This is a genomic window from Bradyrhizobium sp. SZCCHNR1015, from assembly GCF_032489875.1.
Taxonomy (GTDB): Bacteria; Pseudomonadota; Alphaproteobacteria; order Rhizobiales; family Xanthobacteraceae; genus Bradyrhizobium.
On sequence record NZ_JAUEYW010000020.1, the window covers coordinates 69,276 to 87,476 of the forward strand.

Annotated in this window: 17 protein-coding genes; 5 read left to right on the forward strand and 12 right to left on the reverse strand. The window is 64.3% G+C overall.

Going from position 1 to position 18,201, the window contains the following annotated elements:
• Positions 1 to 39: 39 nt before the first annotated feature.
• Both QX128_RS29145 and QX128_RS29150 read left to right on the forward strand, forming a co-directional pair.
• Positions 40 to 1,317: a YeaH/YhbH family protein gene (locus QX128_RS29145; RefSeq protein ID WP_315805438.1), complete on the forward strand. Its 1,278-nt coding sequence runs from the start codon at positions 40 to 42 to the stop codon at positions 1,315 to 1,317.
• Positions 1,314 to 2,852 (forward strand): SpoVR family protein, encoded by a 1,539-nt coding sequence (locus tag QX128_RS29150; protein WP_315805439.1) that lies wholly within the window; start codon positions 1,314 to 1,316, stop codon positions 2,850 to 2,852. The genes QX128_RS29145 and QX128_RS29150 overlap by 4 nt, the downstream gene beginning before the upstream one ends.
• Before the next feature lie 29 nt (positions 2,853 to 2,881).
• Here QX128_RS29150 and QX128_RS29155 read toward each other — a convergent pair whose 3' ends face one another.
• Positions 2,882 to 3,292, reverse strand: a complete 411-nt coding sequence (locus QX128_RS29155) for a VOC family protein (RefSeq protein WP_316239236.1) — start codon at positions 3,290 to 3,292, stop codon at positions 2,882 to 2,884.
• 374 nt (positions 3,293 to 3,666) lie between these two features.
• Between QX128_RS29155 and QX128_RS29160 the strand changes: the two genes are divergently transcribed.
• Positions 3,667 to 4,932, forward strand: a complete 1,266-nt coding sequence (locus tag QX128_RS29160; protein WP_316239237.1) for a TMEM143 family protein — start codon at positions 3,667 to 3,669, stop codon at positions 4,930 to 4,932.
• Positions 4,933 to 5,139: 207 nt separating this feature from the next.
• On the opposite strand, the gene QX128_RS29165 is transcribed toward QX128_RS29160, so the two are convergent.
• The 3 genes from QX128_RS29165 to QX128_RS29175 are packed head-to-tail and all read right to left on the reverse strand — an operon-like array spanning position 5,140 to position 9,811.
• Positions 5,140 to 6,195 (reverse strand): 2-oxoacid:ferredoxin oxidoreductase subunit beta, encoded by a 1,056-nt coding sequence (locus tag QX128_RS29165; protein WP_316239238.1) that lies wholly within the window; start codon positions 6,193 to 6,195, stop codon positions 5,140 to 5,142.
• Positions 6,192 to 8,042 (reverse strand): 2-oxoacid:acceptor oxidoreductase subunit alpha, encoded by a 1,851-nt coding sequence (locus QX128_RS29170; RefSeq protein WP_316239239.1) that lies wholly within the window; start codon positions 8,040 to 8,042, stop codon positions 6,192 to 6,194. Before QX128_RS29170 ends, QX128_RS29165 begins: the two co-directional genes overlap by 4 nt.
• Positions 8,012 to 9,811: an FAD-dependent oxidoreductase gene (locus QX128_RS29175; protein ID WP_316239240.1), complete on the reverse strand. Its 1,800-nt coding sequence runs from the start codon at positions 9,809 to 9,811 to the stop codon at positions 8,012 to 8,014. The genes QX128_RS29170 and QX128_RS29175 overlap by 31 nt, the downstream gene beginning before the upstream one ends.
• A gap of 478 nt (positions 9,812 to 10,289) precedes the next feature.
• Here QX128_RS29175 and QX128_RS29180 point away from each other — a divergent pair, with 478 nt between their 5' ends.
• Positions 10,290 to 11,444: an IS4 family transposase gene (locus tag QX128_RS29180; RefSeq protein WP_315800429.1), complete on the forward strand. Its 1,155-nt coding sequence runs from the start codon at positions 10,290 to 10,292 to the stop codon at positions 11,442 to 11,444.
• A gap of 55 nt (positions 11,445 to 11,499) precedes the next feature.
• On the opposite strand, the gene QX128_RS29185 is transcribed toward QX128_RS29180, so the two are convergent.
• The 7 genes from QX128_RS29185 to pqqA form a co-directional block, all read right to left on the reverse strand.
• Positions 11,500 to 12,168, reverse strand: coding sequence for a DUF4286 family protein (locus QX128_RS29185; RefSeq protein ID WP_316239241.1), 669 nt, complete (start codon positions 12,166 to 12,168; stop codon positions 11,500 to 11,502).
• Between the two features lie 151 nt (positions 12,169 to 12,319).
• Positions 12,320 to 13,309, reverse strand: a complete 990-nt coding sequence (gene pip / locus QX128_RS29190) for a prolyl aminopeptidase (RefSeq protein ID WP_315805803.1) — start codon at positions 13,307 to 13,309, stop codon at positions 12,320 to 12,322.
• Complete coding sequence (gene pqqE / locus QX128_RS29195) at positions 13,302 to 14,495, reverse strand: pyrroloquinoline quinone biosynthesis protein PqqE (protein WP_316239242.1); 1,194 nt, start codon at positions 14,493 to 14,495, stop codon at positions 13,302 to 13,304. The genes pip and pqqE overlap by 8 nt, the downstream gene beginning before the upstream one ends.
• Positions 14,492 to 14,800 carry a pyrroloquinoline quinone biosynthesis peptide chaperone PqqD gene (pqqD, locus tag QX128_RS29200; RefSeq protein ID WP_316239243.1) on the reverse strand — a complete coding sequence of 103 codons (309 nt, stop codon included), beginning with the start codon at positions 14,798 to 14,800 and terminating at the stop codon, positions 14,492 to 14,494. Before pqqD ends, pqqE begins: the two co-directional genes overlap by 4 nt.
• A gap of 301 nt (positions 14,801 to 15,101) precedes the next feature.
• Entirely contained in the window at positions 15,102 to 15,857 is a 756-nt protein-coding gene (gene pqqC, locus QX128_RS29205; protein WP_409998002.1) for a pyrroloquinoline-quinone synthase PqqC, read from the reverse strand.
• A gap of 20 nt (positions 15,858 to 15,877) precedes the next feature.
• Positions 15,878 to 16,807 (reverse strand): pyrroloquinoline quinone biosynthesis protein PqqB, encoded by a 930-nt coding sequence (gene pqqB, locus QX128_RS29210; RefSeq protein ID WP_315805799.1) that lies wholly within the window; start codon positions 16,805 to 16,807, stop codon positions 15,878 to 15,880.
• A 215-nt stretch (positions 16,808 to 17,022) separates the two neighbouring features.
• Positions 17,023 to 17,103, reverse strand: a complete 81-nt coding sequence (gene pqqA, locus QX128_RS29215; RefSeq protein ID WP_012029362.1) for a pyrroloquinoline quinone precursor peptide PqqA — start codon at positions 17,101 to 17,103, stop codon at positions 17,023 to 17,025.
• A gap of 305 nt (positions 17,104 to 17,408) precedes the next feature.
• On the opposite strand from pqqA, the gene QX128_RS29220 reads away from it, so the two are divergent.
• A complete protein-coding gene (locus QX128_RS29220; protein WP_172111173.1) occupies positions 17,409 to 17,666 on the forward strand; it encodes a DUF6894 family protein in 258 nt (85 codons plus the stop codon).
• A 54-nt stretch (positions 17,667 to 17,720) separates the two neighbouring features.
• Here the strand turns inward: QX128_RS29220 and QX128_RS29225 are convergent, their stop codons facing one another.
• Positions 17,721 to 18,155 (reverse strand): group III truncated hemoglobin, encoded by a 435-nt coding sequence (locus QX128_RS29225; protein ID WP_315805810.1) that lies wholly within the window; start codon positions 18,153 to 18,155, stop codon positions 17,721 to 17,723.
• Positions 18,156 to 18,201: the final 46 nt, after the last annotated feature.

Here is an 18,201-nt window from a genome sequence, read left to right on the forward strand (position 1 = left end):
TCGAAACCGCTGCAGCAGGAGGCGTACGGAAACGTGGTCATGCACATCATTGATCGGCGCCTGAATCCGGGCGGCAAAAGTCTCGAAAACCGTCAGCGATTTTTGCGCCGAGCCAAGGCGTTGGTTCAAGGGGCCGTGAAGAAGACGTCGCAGGACCGCGACATCAAGGACGTGCTCGAGGGTGGTGAGGTCTCCATCCCGCTCGATGGCATGGACGAGCCGCGCTTCCGCCGTGAGGGCGGCACCCGCGACATGGTGCTGCCCGGCAACAAGAAGTTCGTCGAGGGCGATATCCTGCCGCGCTCCGGCGACGGCAGCGGCCGCAAGTCGGCGCCGGGGCAGGGCGACAGCGAGGACGCCTTCCGCTTCGTGCTGAGCAAGGAGGAGTTCGTCAACCTGTTCCTCGACGATCTCGAGCTGCCCGATCTCGCCAAGCGCAAATTCGCCGAGGCCGAGAGCGAAGGGTTGGTGCGCGCGGGCTATTCGACGTCGGGTTCGCCGGCCAATATCTCGATCAGCCGCACCGTCACCCGCGCCTTGGCCCGCCGCGTCGCGCTGCGCCGGCCGCGGCCGGAGGCGATTGCCGAGCTCGAAGCCCAGCTGGAGCAGGAGACCGACGACGACAAGCGCGCCGCGCTGCTGGCCGAGCTCGAAGCGCTGAAGGCGAAGGCCAAGCGCATCCCCTTCATCGATCCGATCGACATCCGCTACCGCCGCTTCGAAGCGGTGCCGAAGCCGATCGCGCAGGCCGTGATGTTCTGCCTGATGGACGTGTCCGGCTCGATGTCGGAGCACATGAAGGACCTCGCCAAGCGGTTCTACATGCTGCTCTACGTGTTCCTGACCCGGCGCTACCGCCATGTCGAGATCGTGTTCATCCGCCATACCGATCGTGCCGAGGAGGTTGACGAGCAGACCTTCTTCTACGGACCGGCATCCGGCGGCACCTTGGTGTCGAGCGCGCTGCAATGCATGCACGACATCGTCCGCTCGCGCTTTCGGCCCTCGGACTGGAACATCTACGCGGCGCAGGCCTCCGACGGCGACAACGCCACCTCGGATTCCGAGAATGTCGCGCGGCTCCTGACCGACAACATCCTGCCGGTGTCGCAGTTCTTCGCCTATCTCGAGGTCGGCGAGTCCGGCACCTATTCGTTCGAGATGCCGGACTCCGCGCTGTGGTCGCTGTATGAGCGGCTGCGCGCCAATGGCGAGCCGCTGTCGATGCGCAAGGTGCGCGACCGGAGCGAGATCTTCCCGGTGTTCCACGACCTGTTTCAGCGTCGCGGCACCACGCAGGAGAGGGCGGCGTCATGAGCGGACTGCTGTTCGAGGGCGCCGACTGGAATTTCCTCACCTTGCAGCGCATTCACGATACCTGCGAGAGGGTGGCGCACAAGGAGCTCGGGCTCGACACCTATCCCAACCAGATCGAGGTGATCACGGCCGAGCAGATGCTCGACGCCTATTCCTCGGTCGGCATGCCCCTGTTCTACAAGCACTGGTCGTTCGGCAAGCACTTCGCCTATCACGAGGCCTCGTACCGCAAAGGGCTGATGGGCCTCGCCTATGAGATCGTGATCAACTCCTCGCCCTGCATCTCCTATCTGATGGAGGAGAACACGGCGACGATGCAGACCCTGGTGATCGCGCATGCCGCGTTCGGTCACAATCACTTCTTCAAGAACAACTACCTGTTCAAGCAGTGGACCGACGCCGACGGCATCCTCGACTATCTCGACTTCGCCCGCGGCTACATCGCGCAATGCGAGGAACGTTATGGCCGGCTCGCGGTCGAGCATACGCTCGATGCCGCCCACGCGCTGATGTCGCATGGCGTCGACCGCTATCCCGGCAAGAAGAAGCTCGACTTCCGCGAGGAGGAGAAGCGCGCCGGCAAGCGCAGGCTCTATGAGGAGGGCCAGTTCAACGATCTCTGGCGCACGGTGCCGACCGGCCCGGTCAAGACCAATGCGATGCTGAACGTCGAGCGGCGCCGCGCGCTGCTCGGCCTGCCGCAGGAGAACCTGCTTTATTTCCTGGAGAAGACCGCGCCGCGGCTGGCGCCCTGGCAGCGCGAGCTGCTGCGCATCGTCCGCCACATCGCGCAGTATTTCTATCCGCAGGGCCAGACCAAGGTCATGAACGAGGGCACGGCGACCTACGTGCATTATCGCATCATGAACCGTCTGCACCAGGAAGGACGACTCACCGACGGCAATTTCCTGGAGTTCCTGCAGTCGCACACCAATGTCGTGTTCCAGCCGGAGTTCGACGATCCGCGCTACTCCGGCTTCAACCCCTATGCCCTTGGCTTTGCGATGATGCAGGACATCGAGCGCATCGTGAAGGATCCGACCGACGAGGATCGCGAATGGTTTCCGGACATCGCCGGCACCGGCGACGAAATGGCGGTGCTGCGTGACGTCTGGGCGAACTATCGCGACGAGAGCTTCATCAGCCAGTTCCTCAGCCCCAACCTGATCCGGCAGCTCAGACTGTTCCACCTGCATGACGATCCGGCCGAGCGCGCCGGTATTCTCGTCGATGCCATCCATGACGAGCGCGGCTATCGCCGCATCCGCCGCGAGCTGTCCAAGCAGTACGACGTCGGCTACATCGACCCCAACATCGAGGTGGTCGATGTCGATCTCGCCGGCGATCGCCGCCTGATGCTGCGGCATACGGTGGTCAAGGGCGCCCAGCTCAACGAGACCGACACCAAGCGCGTGCTGCAGCATCTCGCCGATCTCTGGAGCTACGACGTGTCGCTGGTCGAAGTCGATGCCGCCACCGACAAGGTGCTGAAGGAGTACGTGCTCAATCCCCGGATACAACCGGCGGCCGCCTAGCGCGGCCGCCAAGCCTTAGATATCAGCTGTTAGATCTCCGCGTACACTTCGAGCAGATTGCCGTCCGGGTCCCTGAAGAACAGGGTCCGGTGCCCGAAGGGCTGGTCCGTCGGCGGCTCCATGAGAGCGACGCCCTTGCTGGTCAATTCTGCCGCGCAGCGGTCGACATCGTTACGGCCCACCTTGAACGCGAGCTGCAGCGAGGCGGCGCCTCGGGGCGTCAGCTGGTCCGATGCGAGCCGCTTCGGTTGCGCCAGCGCCAATGTATTGGCGCCGATCCGGTATTCGATCCAGCCCTGCGACAGCTCGCGCGCGATCGGGAAGCCCAGCACGTTCTCATAGAAGCCGCGCATCGCCGTCCAATCGCGGACGAGGATGATCGTATAGTCGATGGCGCGAATGGCGTTGAAGGCGGACTTGATCTCTGGGGTGCCGGTCATCGGGTTCTCCCTCTCTGTCAGCCCACTCTAGACCATGAAGATGATGTGCGTGTCCAAACCTCGCTTCGTCATGGCCGGGCTTGACCCGCCTGCGCGGCCGTAGCCGCTTCGGCGCGGCGAAGGCCCGGCCATCCATCTCTTCGCCAAGTGCATGGATGCCCGGGTCAAGCCCGGGCATGACGAGCGCGAGAACAGCAACCGCCGTCGACTTGGCGTTATGCATACGGGCATCGTCTTGCGTCACTGAGGAGCGCGCGCAATCCGGTCCCCGGCGAGTAGCGCAAGTCGGCTGAGCTCGCTATGTTACGGGGGAGCCGCCCGGCAGCAGCAGCGGGATCGGCTGTTGAGAACGTGGCAAGTCGGGCGTGACACGCGTGGTTGGACCAGGGGAGACGACGAGCCGGCGGGACCGGTTCATTCCGATACGCAAGTCCGAGGTCCTCGACGCCGTGATTTCGCACGGTGGACTGGACGACACGCAATCGGCCGACCTGCGCCGGCTCGCCCAGATGCTCGGTGCCATCCTGCATCACGAGTATTTCGACGAGCTCGATCGCCTGCGCGACGCCTATTTCGACTTCGATCCCGAAGTGCCGGTCGGGCGCCATCGATCGCCCGAGGAGCTCGACGCGGCCTATCGCAGCCTCGCCGACGAAGTCGTGCAGGTGCTCGGCGAGGCCAATTTCATCGAGATCAGCAATGCCGAGATCGAGCGCGCGTTTGCCGAGCATGCGCTTGTCAGGGTCAAGCTGAAGGCGTCGATCTCGGACTACCGCGCCGTCCGCATGTTCCGGCGCGGCCAGCATCAGGAGACGATCGAGGTCCCCATGTTGTATGGGCTGCGCCGGCGCAAGCATGAGATCGAGGTCTATGACGACATCATCCTGATGGTCGCGACCAGGCCCGACGAGCCGACCCGGACGAAGCGCAAGACTGCCGCCTGGCGCGGCCGCAACAAGATCCGCGGCGGGGCGGTGCTGTTCAAATATTTCCGTCACATCGCGCGCTTCGATCTCGAGGCGCTGCTGCCGAACGTCCGTGTCGTCATGGGGCTGCGCGAGCAACTGACGCTGGGTGTGCCGGCGCTGGTCGGCGGCGTGCCGATTCTGCTCAAGCTGGCCTCGACGCTCACCGTGCTGTTCATCGTCGCCGGCTTCTATCTCGGCCTCAGCGGCACCGTGCACGACAACGATACCGAGCAGGCGCTGGCGGCGCTGTCGGGCCTGTTCGCGCTCGGCGCCTTCATTCTCAGGCAATGGGGCAACTTCCATCGCCGGTCGCTGATCCATCAGAAGCAGGTCACCGACAACATCTACTTCCGTAACGTCAACAACAATTCCGGCATCTTCAACTACCTGATCGGCGAGGCCGAGGACCAGGACTGGAAGGAGGCCGTGCTGGGCTATGGCGGCCTGCTGCTGGCGTCGGTGCCGCTCTCGCGGGCTGCATTGGGCAGTCATGTCGAGGAGTTGCTGCAGCAGATGTTCGGGCTGGGTCGGGCGTTCAATATCGATGAGGCGCTGATCAGGTTGCGCGAGTTCGGCCTTATCAGCGGCGGTGATGATGCGCTGTCGGCGCTGCCGTTGCCCGATGCGATTGTGCAGCTCGAACGGGTGTGGGCGAATGCGCTGCGGTCATGAGATCGGGGCCTCATGGTTCGAGACGCGCCGTCAGGCCGGCTGTTGACGATGGCGCGACCGGTGGCGCGGCGCTTCTCAACATGAGGGGGGACGGCGAGGCGCCCTTGAAGGAGGGGCGCCACACATTCAGACCTCGTCCTGAGGAGCCCGCCGAAGGCGGGCGTCTCGAAGGACGGCTATGGGGAAGCTGTCAACGTAGCGATCAGCCTAGCGCAGGCTCGCGTTGATCTTGTCGAGCGCCGCCTGTCCCGGGCAGAGATCCGCGGCCTCCAGCCGGTTCAGCGGCTGCTCCACGGTGTTGAGATGGCTGTGCAGATCGTCGGCCTCAGGGTCGACATAGAGCAGCCCGGTCACGATCTGGCCCTGCGCCGCATGCTTCTGGAGGAAGGTCATCGCGCCCAGCCGATCGTGCGGGTCGTAGTCGGCGTCGATCTTGCGTAGCGCCAGCCGCGAGCCGTCGTGCTGCTCGACGATCTGCACCGTGCCCGGATCCTGGTCGATCTCGATCGGGTCGCGCCCGGTCAGCACGTCGAGCCGGTTCACGGCGTCATTGTGCTCGCGGACGTAGTCGAAGCTCTTGGTCGAGCCTGCGTGATTGTTGAAGGCGATGCACGGGCTGATGACGTCGATGAAGGCGGCGCCCTTGTGCTGGATCGCGCCGGCGATGATCGGCACCAGCTGCTTCTTGTCGCCGGAGAACGAGCGCGCGACATAGGTGGCCCCAAGCTGCAGCGCGATGCCGACGAGGTCGATCGGGTTGTCGGTGTTGGTGACGCCCTTCTTGGACTTCGAGCCGCGGTCGGCGGTCGCCGAGAACTGACCCTTGGTCAGGCCGTAGACGCCGTTGTTCTCGACGATATAGGTCATGTTGACGCCGCGCCGGATCGCATGGGCGAACTGACCGAAGCCGATCGAGGCGGAATCGCCGTCGCCGGAGACGCCGAGATAGATCAGCTCGCGGTTGGCGAGGTTGGCGCCGGTCAGCACCGACGGCATGCGGCCATGCACGGTGTTGAAGCCGTGCGAATTGCCGAGGAAATAGTCCGGCGTCTTCGACGAGCAGCCGATGCCCGAGATTTTTGCCACCCGATGGGGCTCGATCGACAGATCGAAGCACGCCTCGATGATCGAGGCCGTGATCGAATCGTGACCGCAGCCGGCGCACAGGGTCGAGATCTTGCCCTCGTAGTCGCGATGGCTGTAGCCGAGCGCGTTCTTCTTGATGCCGGGATGCTGGAATTTCGGCTTTGCGATGTAGGTCATGATACGGCCTTGCGCAGCGGGGTGACCTTGATCTGGTCCTGATGGGTCCCGATCGCATCCGCGATGAAGCGCGCGGTGATCGGGGTGCCGTCATAGTGCAGGATCGGCACCAGACGGACCGGATCGATGCCGTTCTCGGTGACGATCAGCTGGCGCAGCTGGGCGTCGCGGTTCTGCTCGACCACGTAGACGAAGTCGTGCTCGGCGATGAAGCTCGCCACGCTCGAATGGAACGGGAAGGCGCGGATGCGCAGCCGGTCGAGCTGGTGGCCGCGGGCCTCCAGCAATTCGATCGCCTCGTCCATCGCCGGCGCGGTCGAGCCGAAATAGATCACGCCGTATTTGGTCGGCTTGGCCGCGTTGGCCTGCAGCGGCCGCGGCACCATGTCCTCCGCGGTCTGGAATTTGCGCAGCAGGCGCTGCACGTTGTCGGCATAAACGGCGCCTTCCTCGGAATAGCGCGCGTAGCGGTCACGTGACGTGCCGCGGGTGAAGTAGGAGCCCTCCGTCGGATGCGTGCCGGGGTAGGTGCGGAACGGAATGCCGTCGCCATCGACGTCGAGATAGCGGCCGAAGTCGCGGCCTTCGTCGAGCATCTCGGCCGTCATCACCTTGCCGCGGTCATACTGCTTGGCATCGTCCCACTTCAGCGGCCGGCACAGCCGCTGGTTCATGCCGATGTCGAGGTCGAGCATCAGGAAAATCGTGGTCTGCAGCCGTTCGGCAAGATCGAACGCCGCCGCCGCGAACTCGAACGCCTCCGCCGGATCCTCGGGGAACAGCATCACGTGCTTGGTATCGCCATGCGAGGCGTATCCGCAGGCGATCAGGTCGCACTGCTGGGTGCGGGTCGGCATGCCCGTGGAAGGGCCGGCGCGCTGCACGTTCATGATCACGGCCGGAATCTCGGCGAAGTAGGACAGGCCGATGAACTCGGTCATCAGCGACACGCCGGGGCCTGATGTCGTGGTGAAGGCGCGGGCTCCGTTCCAGGAGGCGCCCACCACCATGCCGATCGAGGCGAGCTCGTCCTCGGCCTGCACGATCGCGTATTTGGCCTGTCCGGTTTCCGGATCGTGCCGCAGCTTCTTGCAGTGGTTGCTGAACGCTTCGGCCAGCGACGACGACGGCGTGATCGGGTACCAGGCGCAGACAGTCGCGCCGCCATAGACGGCGCCGAGCGCGGCGGCGTTGTTGCCCTCGATGAAGATGCGGTCGCCGACCTTGTCGGCCTTCTTGATGCGCAGGCCGATCGGGCATTTCAAATTCTGCAGCGCCCAGTCGCGGCCGAGATGCAGCGCATGGACGTTGGAGGAGAGCAGCTTCTCCTTGCCCCTGTACTGCTCGCCGATCAGTTGCTCGATCAGCTTCGGGTCCATGTCGAGGAGGGCGGAGAGCGCGCCGAGATAGATGATGTTCTTGAACAGCTGGCGCTGGCGCGGATCGGAATAGGTCGAGTTGGTGATCGCCGTCAGCGGCACGCCGATCACGGTGATGTCGTCGCGGAACTTGCTCGACGGCATCGGCTTGGTCGAATCGTAGAACAGATAACCGCCGGCTACGATGCCGGCGACGTCCTTGTCCCAGGTCTGCGGGTTCATCGCGACCATCAGGTCGGTTCCGCCGCCGCGCGCGCCGAGATGGCCCGCTTCGGTGACGCGCACCTCGTACCAGGTCGGCAGGCCCTGGATGTTCGACGGGAAGATGTTGCGGGGGCTGACCGGCACACCGTGACGGAGCACAGCGCGCGCGAAGAGTTCGTTGGCGCTGGCCGAGCCGGAGCCGTTGACGTTGGCGAAGCGGACGACGAAGTCGTTTACGCTGCTGAGCGGCGCTTGCTGGGACATGCGTTACCTGCGTGGGTCGTCTCGATGAAATATTTCTGCATGTCCCACGCACCGGTGGGACAGCGCTCGGCGCACAGGCCGCAATGGAGGCAGACGTCCTCGTCCTTCACCATCACGCGCCCGGTCTTCAGATCCGACGACACGTAGAGGCTCTGGTCGGGATGAACAGACGGCGCCTTCAGCCGCGCGCGCAGATCGGCCTCCTCGCCGTTGTCGGTGAAGGTGATGCAGTCCATCGGGCAGATGTCGGCGCAGGCGTCGCATTCGATGCACAGCGTGTCGGAGAACACCGTCTGCACGTCGCAATTCAGGCAGCGATGCGCCTCGCCGAGCGCGAGCTTGACGTCGTAGCCGAGCTCGACCTCGGCGCGGATGTCCTTCAGCGCGACCACCTTGTCGCGGTGCGGCACCTTGAAGCGCTTCTCCGGCGAGACGTCGTTGTCATAGCTCCATTCGTGGATGCCCATCTTCTGCGAGGAGACGTGCACCTCGGGCAGCGGCCGCTCGGTGATGTCCTCGCCGGAGAGCAGGCGGTGGATCGACAGCGCCGCCTCGTGGCCCTGCGCGACCGCCCAGATGATGTTCTTCGGGCCGAATGCGGCATCGCCGCCGAAGAACACCTTCGGGTTGGTCGAGACGAAGGTGGCCGGGTCGACCTTCGGCATGTGCCATTTGTCGAACGCCACGCCGCAATCGGCCTCGATCCAGGGGAAGGCATTCTCCTGGCCGACGGCGACCAGCACGTCGTCGCACTCATAGGTCACGTCGGGCTCGCCGGAGGGCACCAACGAGCGCCGGCCCTTGTCGTCATACTCCGCCTTCACCTTCTGGAAGGTGACGCCGGTCAGCCTGCCATTGTCGTGAGTGAACGCGACCGGCACGAGGTAATTGAGGATCGGAATGTCCTCGTGCAGCGCGTCCTCCTTCTCCCAGGGAGAGGCCTTCATCTCCTCGAAGCCGGAGCGCACGATGACCTTGACGTCCTCGCCGCCAAGCCGCCGAGCGGTCCGGCAGCAGTCCATCGCGGTGTTGCCGCCGCCGAGCACGATCACGCGCCTGCCGATCTTGTCGGTATGGCCGAACGACACGCTGGACAGCCAGTCGATGCCGAGATGGATGTTCGCGGCGGCTTCCTTGCGGCCTGGGATGTTCAACTCGCGGCCGCGCGGCGCGCCGGAGCCGATGAAGATGGCATCGTAGTTCTCGGCGAGCAGCGTCTTGAGGCTGTCGACGCGATGGCCGGCCTTGTAATCGACGCCGAGGCTGAGCACGTAGCCCGTCTCCTCGTCGATGACGCTGTCGGGCAGGCGGAACTTGGGAATCTGCGAGCGCATCATGCCGCCGGGCTTGGGATCGGCGTCGAACACGGTGCAGTGATAGCCGAGCGGCGCGAGGTCGCGTGCGACGGTCAGCGAGGCCGGGCCGCCGCCCACCAGCGCGATGCGCCGGCCGTTCTTCGGCGCCGGGCGCGGCATGCGCTGGTGCACGTCGTCCTTGAAGTCCGCCGCGACGCGCTTCAGGCGGCAGATCGCGACCGGGCTTTCCTCGACGCGCCCGCGTCGGCAGGCGGGCTCGCAGGGGCGATCGCAGGTGCGACCGAGAATGCCCGGGAATACATTCGATTTCCAATTGATCATGTAGGCGTCGCTGTAGCGACCCTCGGCGATCAGGCGGATGTATTCAGGGACCGGAGTGTGTGCGGGACAAGCCCATTGGCAATCGACCACTTTGTGAAAGTAGTCGGGGGCCGAGATATCAGTCGCTCTCATTCATACCCTGTCCGCGCGGCGAACCATGAGCGCGCGGCCTTCCTGACGTGAGGACGACTGTTTGTTCAGGATCGGCTGGGGATCGATGTGGGTCCGGAGCAGGTCCTGTTCGTCGCCCTTCTGCTTTTTGAATGGCTCAATTGAATAGTCTTATCAGACTAGAGCCATTCCAAGGCGCACACAAAGGCAAATTTGCAACGCTGCCCCTCATGCACAGTGTGCGCTGCCGCATTGCAGGCGCGATGCCGCCGCGTGCTGCGATGCGGGAGGTGGTGCGACAAACGATGACGGACTGGTGACGATGGTGGCCTTGACAGGACGAATGAGCGGACACGCGAGTTGCTCCGCACTCGGTCGTCATGCCCGGGCTTGACCCACGGCTGTCCGGTTCAGACAGACTGGACATGGTGCATGGCGTGGATTCTTCTGCGGTCTTGAGCATCGCCAAATGTTCGAGACACACCAGGAAGGTCCCGCCATGCCGCATCAGAATACAGTATTCCGAGACATTCTGAAGTTGGTCCCCTGGCATCGCTTCGAGGCGCTTGTGGACGAGCATGGCACGGACGCGCGGATTCGACGGCTTTCCACCAAAGACCAATTTGTGGCGCTGCTGTACGGTCAGCTTTCGGGGGCTTCCAGTCTGCGTGAGATTGTCACCGGGCTGTCGAGCCACACCGCGCGGCTTTATCACCTGGGTGGGGGCCCTGTCCGCCGCTCGACTTTCGCGGACGCCAATATGAATCGGCCTGCGGAGATGTTTGCCGCCCTGTTGGCCATCATGATGAAGCAGGCCCATCGCCGGTTACGCCGCAAGCTTGCCGAGACGACGTATTTGATTGATTCGACCAGCGTACGGCTGACAGAAGCCAGCGCTGGCTGGGCACGGTTCTCTACCGGTGTCTGCGGTGCCAAGGTGCATGTGATCTATGATGCCGACGCCGACCGGCCGATTTATGCGGCAATCAGCGGAGCCAACGTCAACGACAATACTGCAGCGCATCAGATGCCCATCGAGCCGGGAGCAACCTACGTCTTCGATCTCGGCTATTATGAATATGCTTGGTGGGCTCAACTGGACGCCGCCGGTTGTCGAATCGTGACCCGGTTCAAATCCAATACGCCGCTGCGGGTCGTGGAGGAGTTGCCTGTCATCGCGGATGGCAACATCCTCTCCGACCGCATCGGCTTCCTTCCACAACGCCAAGCCTACAGCCGCCGCAATCCAATGCAGACTGCGGTGCGCGAAGTGCGCGTCACCTTGGAAACGGGAAAGATCCTGCGCATCCTGTCGAACGACCTCGATGCCAGCGCTCAAGAGATCGCCGACCTCTATCGTCGCCGCTGGGCCATCGAGTTGTTCTTTCGTTGGGTCAAGCAGACCCTCAAGATCACCAGGTTCCTCGGGACTTCTGAGAACGCCGTTCGTATCCAGATCGCCGTTGCCCTGATCGCCTTCCTCTTGCTTCGCCTCGCGCAAGACCTTCAGAAGGCAATCCAAAGCCCCTTGGTCTTTGCCAGATTGGTCCGCACCAACCTCATGCATCGCCGCCCCATCGATCAATTGCTCACGGGGCCACCCCAACTTGCCAAAAACCCACAACAGTTGAGCCTCGCAATATGCGGAAGCTGAACCGGACAGCCGTGGGTCAAGCCCGGCCATGACGGCGGGGAATCAGACTGGCCAACTAACGCGCCGCAATATCAGCGCGGCTGAGGTCCCACATCAGGCGATAGATCCCGGCGGAAATCTGCGTCGCCAGCGGGCCGTCGACAGCCGCAAAACGCGTCGTCATCAAGGTCGCGATGGCGTGGCTGTCGGTGCCGTCGATCAGGATGAACCAGTCGGCGTCGCGCGAGCTCGCGGGAACGCCAGCGGCGGGGCCGGACAGATTGGCATCGCCTTCGAGCAGGTGCATCGAGATCACGCCCTTGAGGTCGTACGGGTCAAGCTCGATCTGCAATGCCTCGCGCAACGCCTTGTCCTGCTCCGGCTTCGGGCGCAGCCGGATGATGCCGAGGACGGCGCCGCGGCCGGCCCCTTTCGAGATCGTGATGCGTGCGACGCTGCGGATCATGTTCTTGAACCGCGCCATGACAGTCTTCGACCATTCTGTCGGCGACTCCAGCCGGGCGCGATAGGCCGGACTGTCGAGCACGCCGATCGTCTCGGTGGAGTACAGGCACAGATATTTCGGGCTGCCCTGCTCGGCGACATAGCGTCGCGCCTCGATGAAGCCGGGAATGGCGACGCGCTCTTCGAGATGCTCGCTGTCGTACCAGTGGTTGAAGTCAGCCTCGTGAGCGGCATCGATGTTCATCGACGTCAACAGCATGCCTTTCCCGGCGATGGGCATCTCGAGCCTCCTGGTGCGTGTGGCTGATCCTCATGCTGAGGAGGCCGCCAAAGGCGGCCGTCTCGAAGCATGAGGCCCGAAGCGTCGCGGGCCTCATGCTTCGACACGGCGCTGGCGCGCCTCCTCAGCATGAGGGGAATGAGTGATGTGTTTAAGGCGCTGTCGTGCGCGTCGCCAGATCGCAGATGGCTTTCATGACCGCATCGCGGATGCCGGGGTCATAAAGATTGTGACCTGCGGCTTCGACGACACGGATTTCGGCGTCGCGCCAGATGTCCGCGAGCCTTGCCGAGGTGGAGGGCGGACAGAGCAGGTCGTAGCGGCCCTGCACGATGATTCCGGGAATTCCGCTGAGCCTGCTCGCATCACGCAGCAACTGGTCTTTCGCCATGAAGCTGTCCTGAGAGAAGTAATGCGCCTCCATGAACGGCGTCGCCGGCAGCGCGCTGCCGGAGCGGATGGCGAGCCGATCCAGATGGGCGCGCGCCGGTTTGATCTCGGACAGCGCCCGCTCGGTGTCGTGCCAGGCGCGCGCGGCCGGACCGTGGATCGCCGGATCGGGATCGAGGATGCGGCGGAAATAGGCCTCGCAGGGGTTGGCGCGCTCGTTCTCCGGCAGCATCTCCAGGAAGTCGCGATGCAGGGCAGGGTGAAAGCGCGCCAGCGTCTCGCCGAACGCCGTCTCCACCTCCGCGCGCGTGCCGAGAAAGGTCGCGCGCAGCACCAGGCCGCTCACGCGCGCTGGATGCGCCTGGGCGTAGGCCAGCGCCAAGGTCGCGCCCCAGGAGCCGCCGGCGACGATCCATTTCTCAAAGCCGAATTTCGTGCGGATCGCCTCCATGTCGGCGATCAAATCGTGCAGAGTGTTGTTGTCGCGGCTGCGCGCGGGACGCGAGCGGCCGGCGCCGCGCTGGTCGAACAGCACGGCGTGGAAGCGCTCGGGATCGAACAGCCGGCGGTGATCCGGCTGGCAGCCGGAGCCGGGTCCACCGTGCAGGTAGACGGCGGGTAGGCCGCCGACTCGCCCGGCGCTCTCGACATAGATCTGATGGCCGCCAGAGACGTCGAGCCATTCCGACGTCAGCGGCGCGAACGGATCGCTGCGGCGCGCGGAGGCGCGGCCGGCTTCGGCGTCAGGCATCATTGCTCTCAGGCGTGCCGCCGGCGAAGTTGCGATACAGGAAGCGGTCCTGGCCGGAGGCGGCATCGCGCTCGGCCTGCTTGAAGATGCTCTCGTGCAGCGGCGACAGCGTGCAGGCCGGATCGGTGTTGGCGGCGTCGCCGGTCAGCGCAAAGGCCTGGCAGCGGCAGCCGCCGAAATCGATCTCGCGGAACTCGCAGGATTTGCACGGCTCCTTCATCCAGCCGGTGCCGCGATAGCGGTTGAAGGCCTCCGAGTTCTGCCAGATCCAGGCGATCGAATGGTTCGAGCGCACCGACATGAAGTCGAGCCCGGTGATGCTCTCGGCGGCGTGGCACGGCAGGATCTTGCCCGACGGCGAGATGTTGAAGAACTGCCGGCCCCAGCCGCCCATGCACTTCTTCGGCCGCAGCGCGTAGTAGTCCGGGACGACGTAGTCGATGGTCAGCGTGCCCTTCAGCCGCTCGCGCGCCTCCTCGACCAGGCGGTCGGTCTCCTCCAACTGGGCGTAGGTCGGCATCAGGCTGGCGCGGTTCTTCAGCGCCCAGCCGTAATATTGCACGTTGGCGACCTCGAGCCGGTCGGCATCGAGATCGACCGCCATCTGGATGATGTCGGGCAGCTGATGCAGGTTCTGCCGGTGCATCACGGCGTTCACCGTCAGCGGCATGTCGAGCTCGCGGGTCCAGCGCGCCACCTCGAGCTTCTTGGCGTGGCCGCCCTTGTAGCCGCCGACGCGGTCGGCGACATCAGGCTCATTGCCCTGGAAGCTGATCTGGACATGGGACAGCCCGGCATCGGCCAGCTCCTTCAGCCGCTCGCGCGTCAGCAGCACGGCCGAGGTGATCAGGTTGGTGTAGAGTCCGACGTCGTTGGCATGCTGCACCAGTTCGACCAGATCCTTGCGCGCCGTCGGCTCGCCGCCGGAGAAGTGGATCTGCAGCACGCCGATCTCGGCGAGCTCGGACAGCACCTTCTTCCACTCTGCCGTGGTCAATTCCTGGCCGGCGCGGTCGAGCTCCAGCGGGTTGGAGCAATAGGGGCATTGCAGCGGACAGCGATGCGTGAGCTCGGCCAGCACGGCGAGCGGAATGCCGAAGGTTTCGGCCACGGAGCCGCGCCGCTCCAGCACGGCGAGGCCGTCATTGCTGTCGATGGGCGGTGAGGTGTCGGTCAGCTCGGTCATGATGTTGTCTCCCGAACCTCGGTCAGGAATCCCTTGTCGGCGAGATCCTGCAGCATGGCGACGACGTCGATCGCGATCACGTCACGCGGCGCGGCGTATTTCGCCGCCAGCTCGTCGATGATGGCCGCGACGCTGCGCGTACCGTCGCACAGCTTGAGCACCTCGACCGCGATCTCGTCCGGCGCCAGCACCCGTTCGGGGGCGAGGATCACCCAGACCTGGCGCGTCTCGTCGAACTTCAACTTCGTATGCCGCGGCAGCACCACGCGGCTGGTCTCGGTGACTTGGATGTGACGCGGGGCCATGGTGGGGTTCTCTAGCAGCAGCTGTGATCAAACGGCGAGATCGCGCAGATTTGGAGTTCGGAGCCGCCGCCGCGCCTGCCAGCGTCCTTCGAGACGCCCGCCTGCGGCGGGCTCCTCAGGACGAGGGCGGAACTTGCGGCGATATCCTGAACCCTCTCCATGAACACGCTAACAGCGTGTTCATGGTCCCGTATGCAGCGGCCGCTCCGCCGCTTGCCCCTCATGGTGAGGAGCGCCGCTTGCGGCGCGTCTCGAACCATGAGGCCCCCCGGACCAGGCGGCGTTGCTCCGATGCAACCACTCACCCCTCCTTCGGCACGAACGCACCCGGCGGAATGTGCCCCTCGACATACGCATGATACAGCGCGTCGAGCTGCACCCACAGCACGTTGGTCTTGAAGATCAGCGCGTTGCAGACCGCGGCGCGCTGCTCCGGCGTGGTGGCGTGCTCCTTGACGTAATGCAGCGCGAAATTGGCATCGCGCGGCGCCTGGGTGAGACGCCGCTTGAAGTAGCTCATGGTGTCGTTGTTGACGAAATCGTAGTGCTCGAGCATGCCCGAGATGCGCTCTTCATGGATGCTCGGCGCGAACAATTCGGTCAGCGACGAGGCGATCGCCTCCAGCGGCGAGCGGTCGCGGCAGAAGTGCACATAGGCCTCCACCGCGAAGCGCGTGGCCGGCAGGATGCCTTCGGTGGATTCGACATAGGCCGTGTCGAGGCCGAGGCCTTCGGTCAGCTTGATCCAGCGCTCGATGCCGCCCTCGCTGCCGACATCGCCGTCATGATCCTCGATGCGGTGCCGCCATTCCAGCCGCGTGGCGCGGTCGCGGAAGCGCGTCATCACCATCGCATCCTTCAGCGGGATCGTCGACTGGTAGTAGTAGCGGTTCAGCGCCCAGGCCTGCACTTGGCCCTTGTTGAGCTTGCCGCCGTGCAGCAGCTTATGAAACGGGTGGTGGTTGTGATAGCGCGTCGCGCCGATATGGCGCAGCGCCGCTTCCAATTCGCTCGCATTGTTCAGCGTCACGCCGCTGCCGATCGACAGCGCCGTCATTCCGCTCAGATTGACCTCACTCACAGTACGATCTCCATCCCTTCAGCGGGGATTTCCCATCCCTCGCGCTCCAACGTTTGCCGCTCGGGTGAGGCGTGCAGCCACGCCGGATTGGAGTTGTTGATGTGCAGGAAGACCTTCCTGCCGATCGCGAGGTCCGCCAGCTGCTTGATCGCACCGCTTTCTCCGGACATCGCGATATGCCCCATGCTCTGCCCGGTCTTGTTGCCGAGTCCGGCCTGGATCATCTCGTCGTCGCGCCACACCGTGCCGTCGAACAGCACCAAGGGCGCGCCCCTCAATCTCGTTCTCAGATCATCGTCCACGACCGCACAGGCGGCGATGACGTAGCAATATTGCCCGCCTTCGAGATCGGCGATCTTCAGGCCCAGCGTGTCGCCGGTCGAGGAGCTGCCGCCGGGATGCTGCTTGTCGCGCAGATACCACGCGCTCGTTCCCGAGACGGCGAAGGCCGTGATCTCCAGGCCCGAGGGCCTGCCGTCCTGCAGCAGCGGCCGGAACGGCACGTCGATCACGATCGGCACGCGCTTGACGGTCTCGTCCTTCAGCACATCGAAGATGTTGTTCGAGCGGAGGATCGCAAGCACCTTGGGGTGCGCATGGATCGAAAATGGCGAGCTCTCGCGCATCGACAAGAGGCCGGTCACCGCATCGATCTCGCCATTGGTCAGGATCACGCCGGCGATCGGACTGTGGCGCAGGGCGCCTGGCTTCGGATGCAGCTGCGGCGTGCGGGTGACCTGCTGACGCAGATCGGGCGAGGCGTTGATCAGGAACCAGTTGGCGCCATCTGCGCTGACCGCAACCGAGGCCTGACTGTTGCTGATCTCGGGATGTGAGGTGCGCGCGGCACGACACACGGCGCAGCCGCAATTCCACTGCGGCACTCCACCGCCCGCGGCGGCGCCCAGGACGACGAGGCGAAGCATGAGCCGTCTCCTGGAATTCAGCTGTGGTGGCGCACGCGATTACCAGCGGCAGGATCACCGACGGACAGGCTGACCGACGGTCAGGATCGCCCGCAGGGAAGGTGACGAGGGTGGGACATCCGACCAGCGCACGGGCTGGCACATGCGCGGTCGCTGATCCCCACCCTCAAGCGTCGACGTCCTGATCGCCGAGACCTGGACGTCACACCCGCGAATTATTTGCGGGCCGCGCAGGCGTACATGTTGATTTCCATGCCGACCGGCACTTCAACGATCTTCGGTGCTTTCCAGGCCATTGTCCTCTCCTTCAAGACGGGACGGTTATCGTCCTCAGCAATAAACTACCGTGCTACGAAAAGTTCGCCAGTGGAATCTTTTTGTTTGAGCCTCTCAGGCCTGTTTATTGCAGTGCGAAGTTGCAGATGCGAGTTGCTGCCGTTTTCGTCGGATTGAGCCGTGAAAACAACGAATTCGTGATCGATGGCTTCGCAACGCCGTACAATTCAGCCCCTAGCTTGAGGGGCTGAGCTGGCCGGATAAAGCAGTCGTGAGATGTTCGAGACTTCAAAACCCCAGCGCGCGACCCCATTGGAAGCTGATGATGCCTAGATATTTCTTCAACACACGGATCGGCGAGGAACTGGTCTCCGACACCGACGGCGAGGTGCTGCGCAATCCCGACCGCGCCTGGGAAGTCGCGCGCGACATGATCAAGGAACTGCTGCGCACCGAAGGTGGCAACGCGGCGCTGATGACGGCCGTCATCGAGGTCACCGACGAGGACGGCGAGATCGTGCTCGAGTTCCCGTTCTCCGAAGCGATCTTCAACATGCCGGCGCAGTCGATGACGCGCCATTGAGCGCAGGACGGCCGCATCGCCGCTTCCCGAACGCCCGCGTGCGTGCGGCCGAGGTCAGACCGAATGGCGCGGGCGCGCGATGTCGCCGCGCGTGCTGGCGATGCCCATCTCGAAACTGTCGGCGATGCGGCGGGCGCGGACGATGAAGAGCTCCGCGAGCTCGGGCGCGAACAGGTCCTTCGCCGTCGTCTCGAACAGCCGCAGCCAGCGGTCGAAATGCCCGCCTTGCAACTCCAGCAGCAGATGCGGCCGCATCGGCGCGCCGCTGTAGCGGCCCGTCTTCAGGAACATCGACGACCAGAAATCACTGATCCTGCCGATATGTTCGTCCCAATCCTCCACCGTACGGTTGAAGATCGGGCCGATCAGCTCGTCCTCCCGTGCGCGGCCGTAGAAGGTCTCGACCAGCAGGCGGATCGAGGCGTCGTCGAGGTCCGGATGTTGAACGGCGAGGGGATGGCGGTCGGGCTGGGCGGCAGGCATGGTCATGGTGTTGCATATAGGCACTCGCAGCGCCGATGGAAACGTTGGAGCC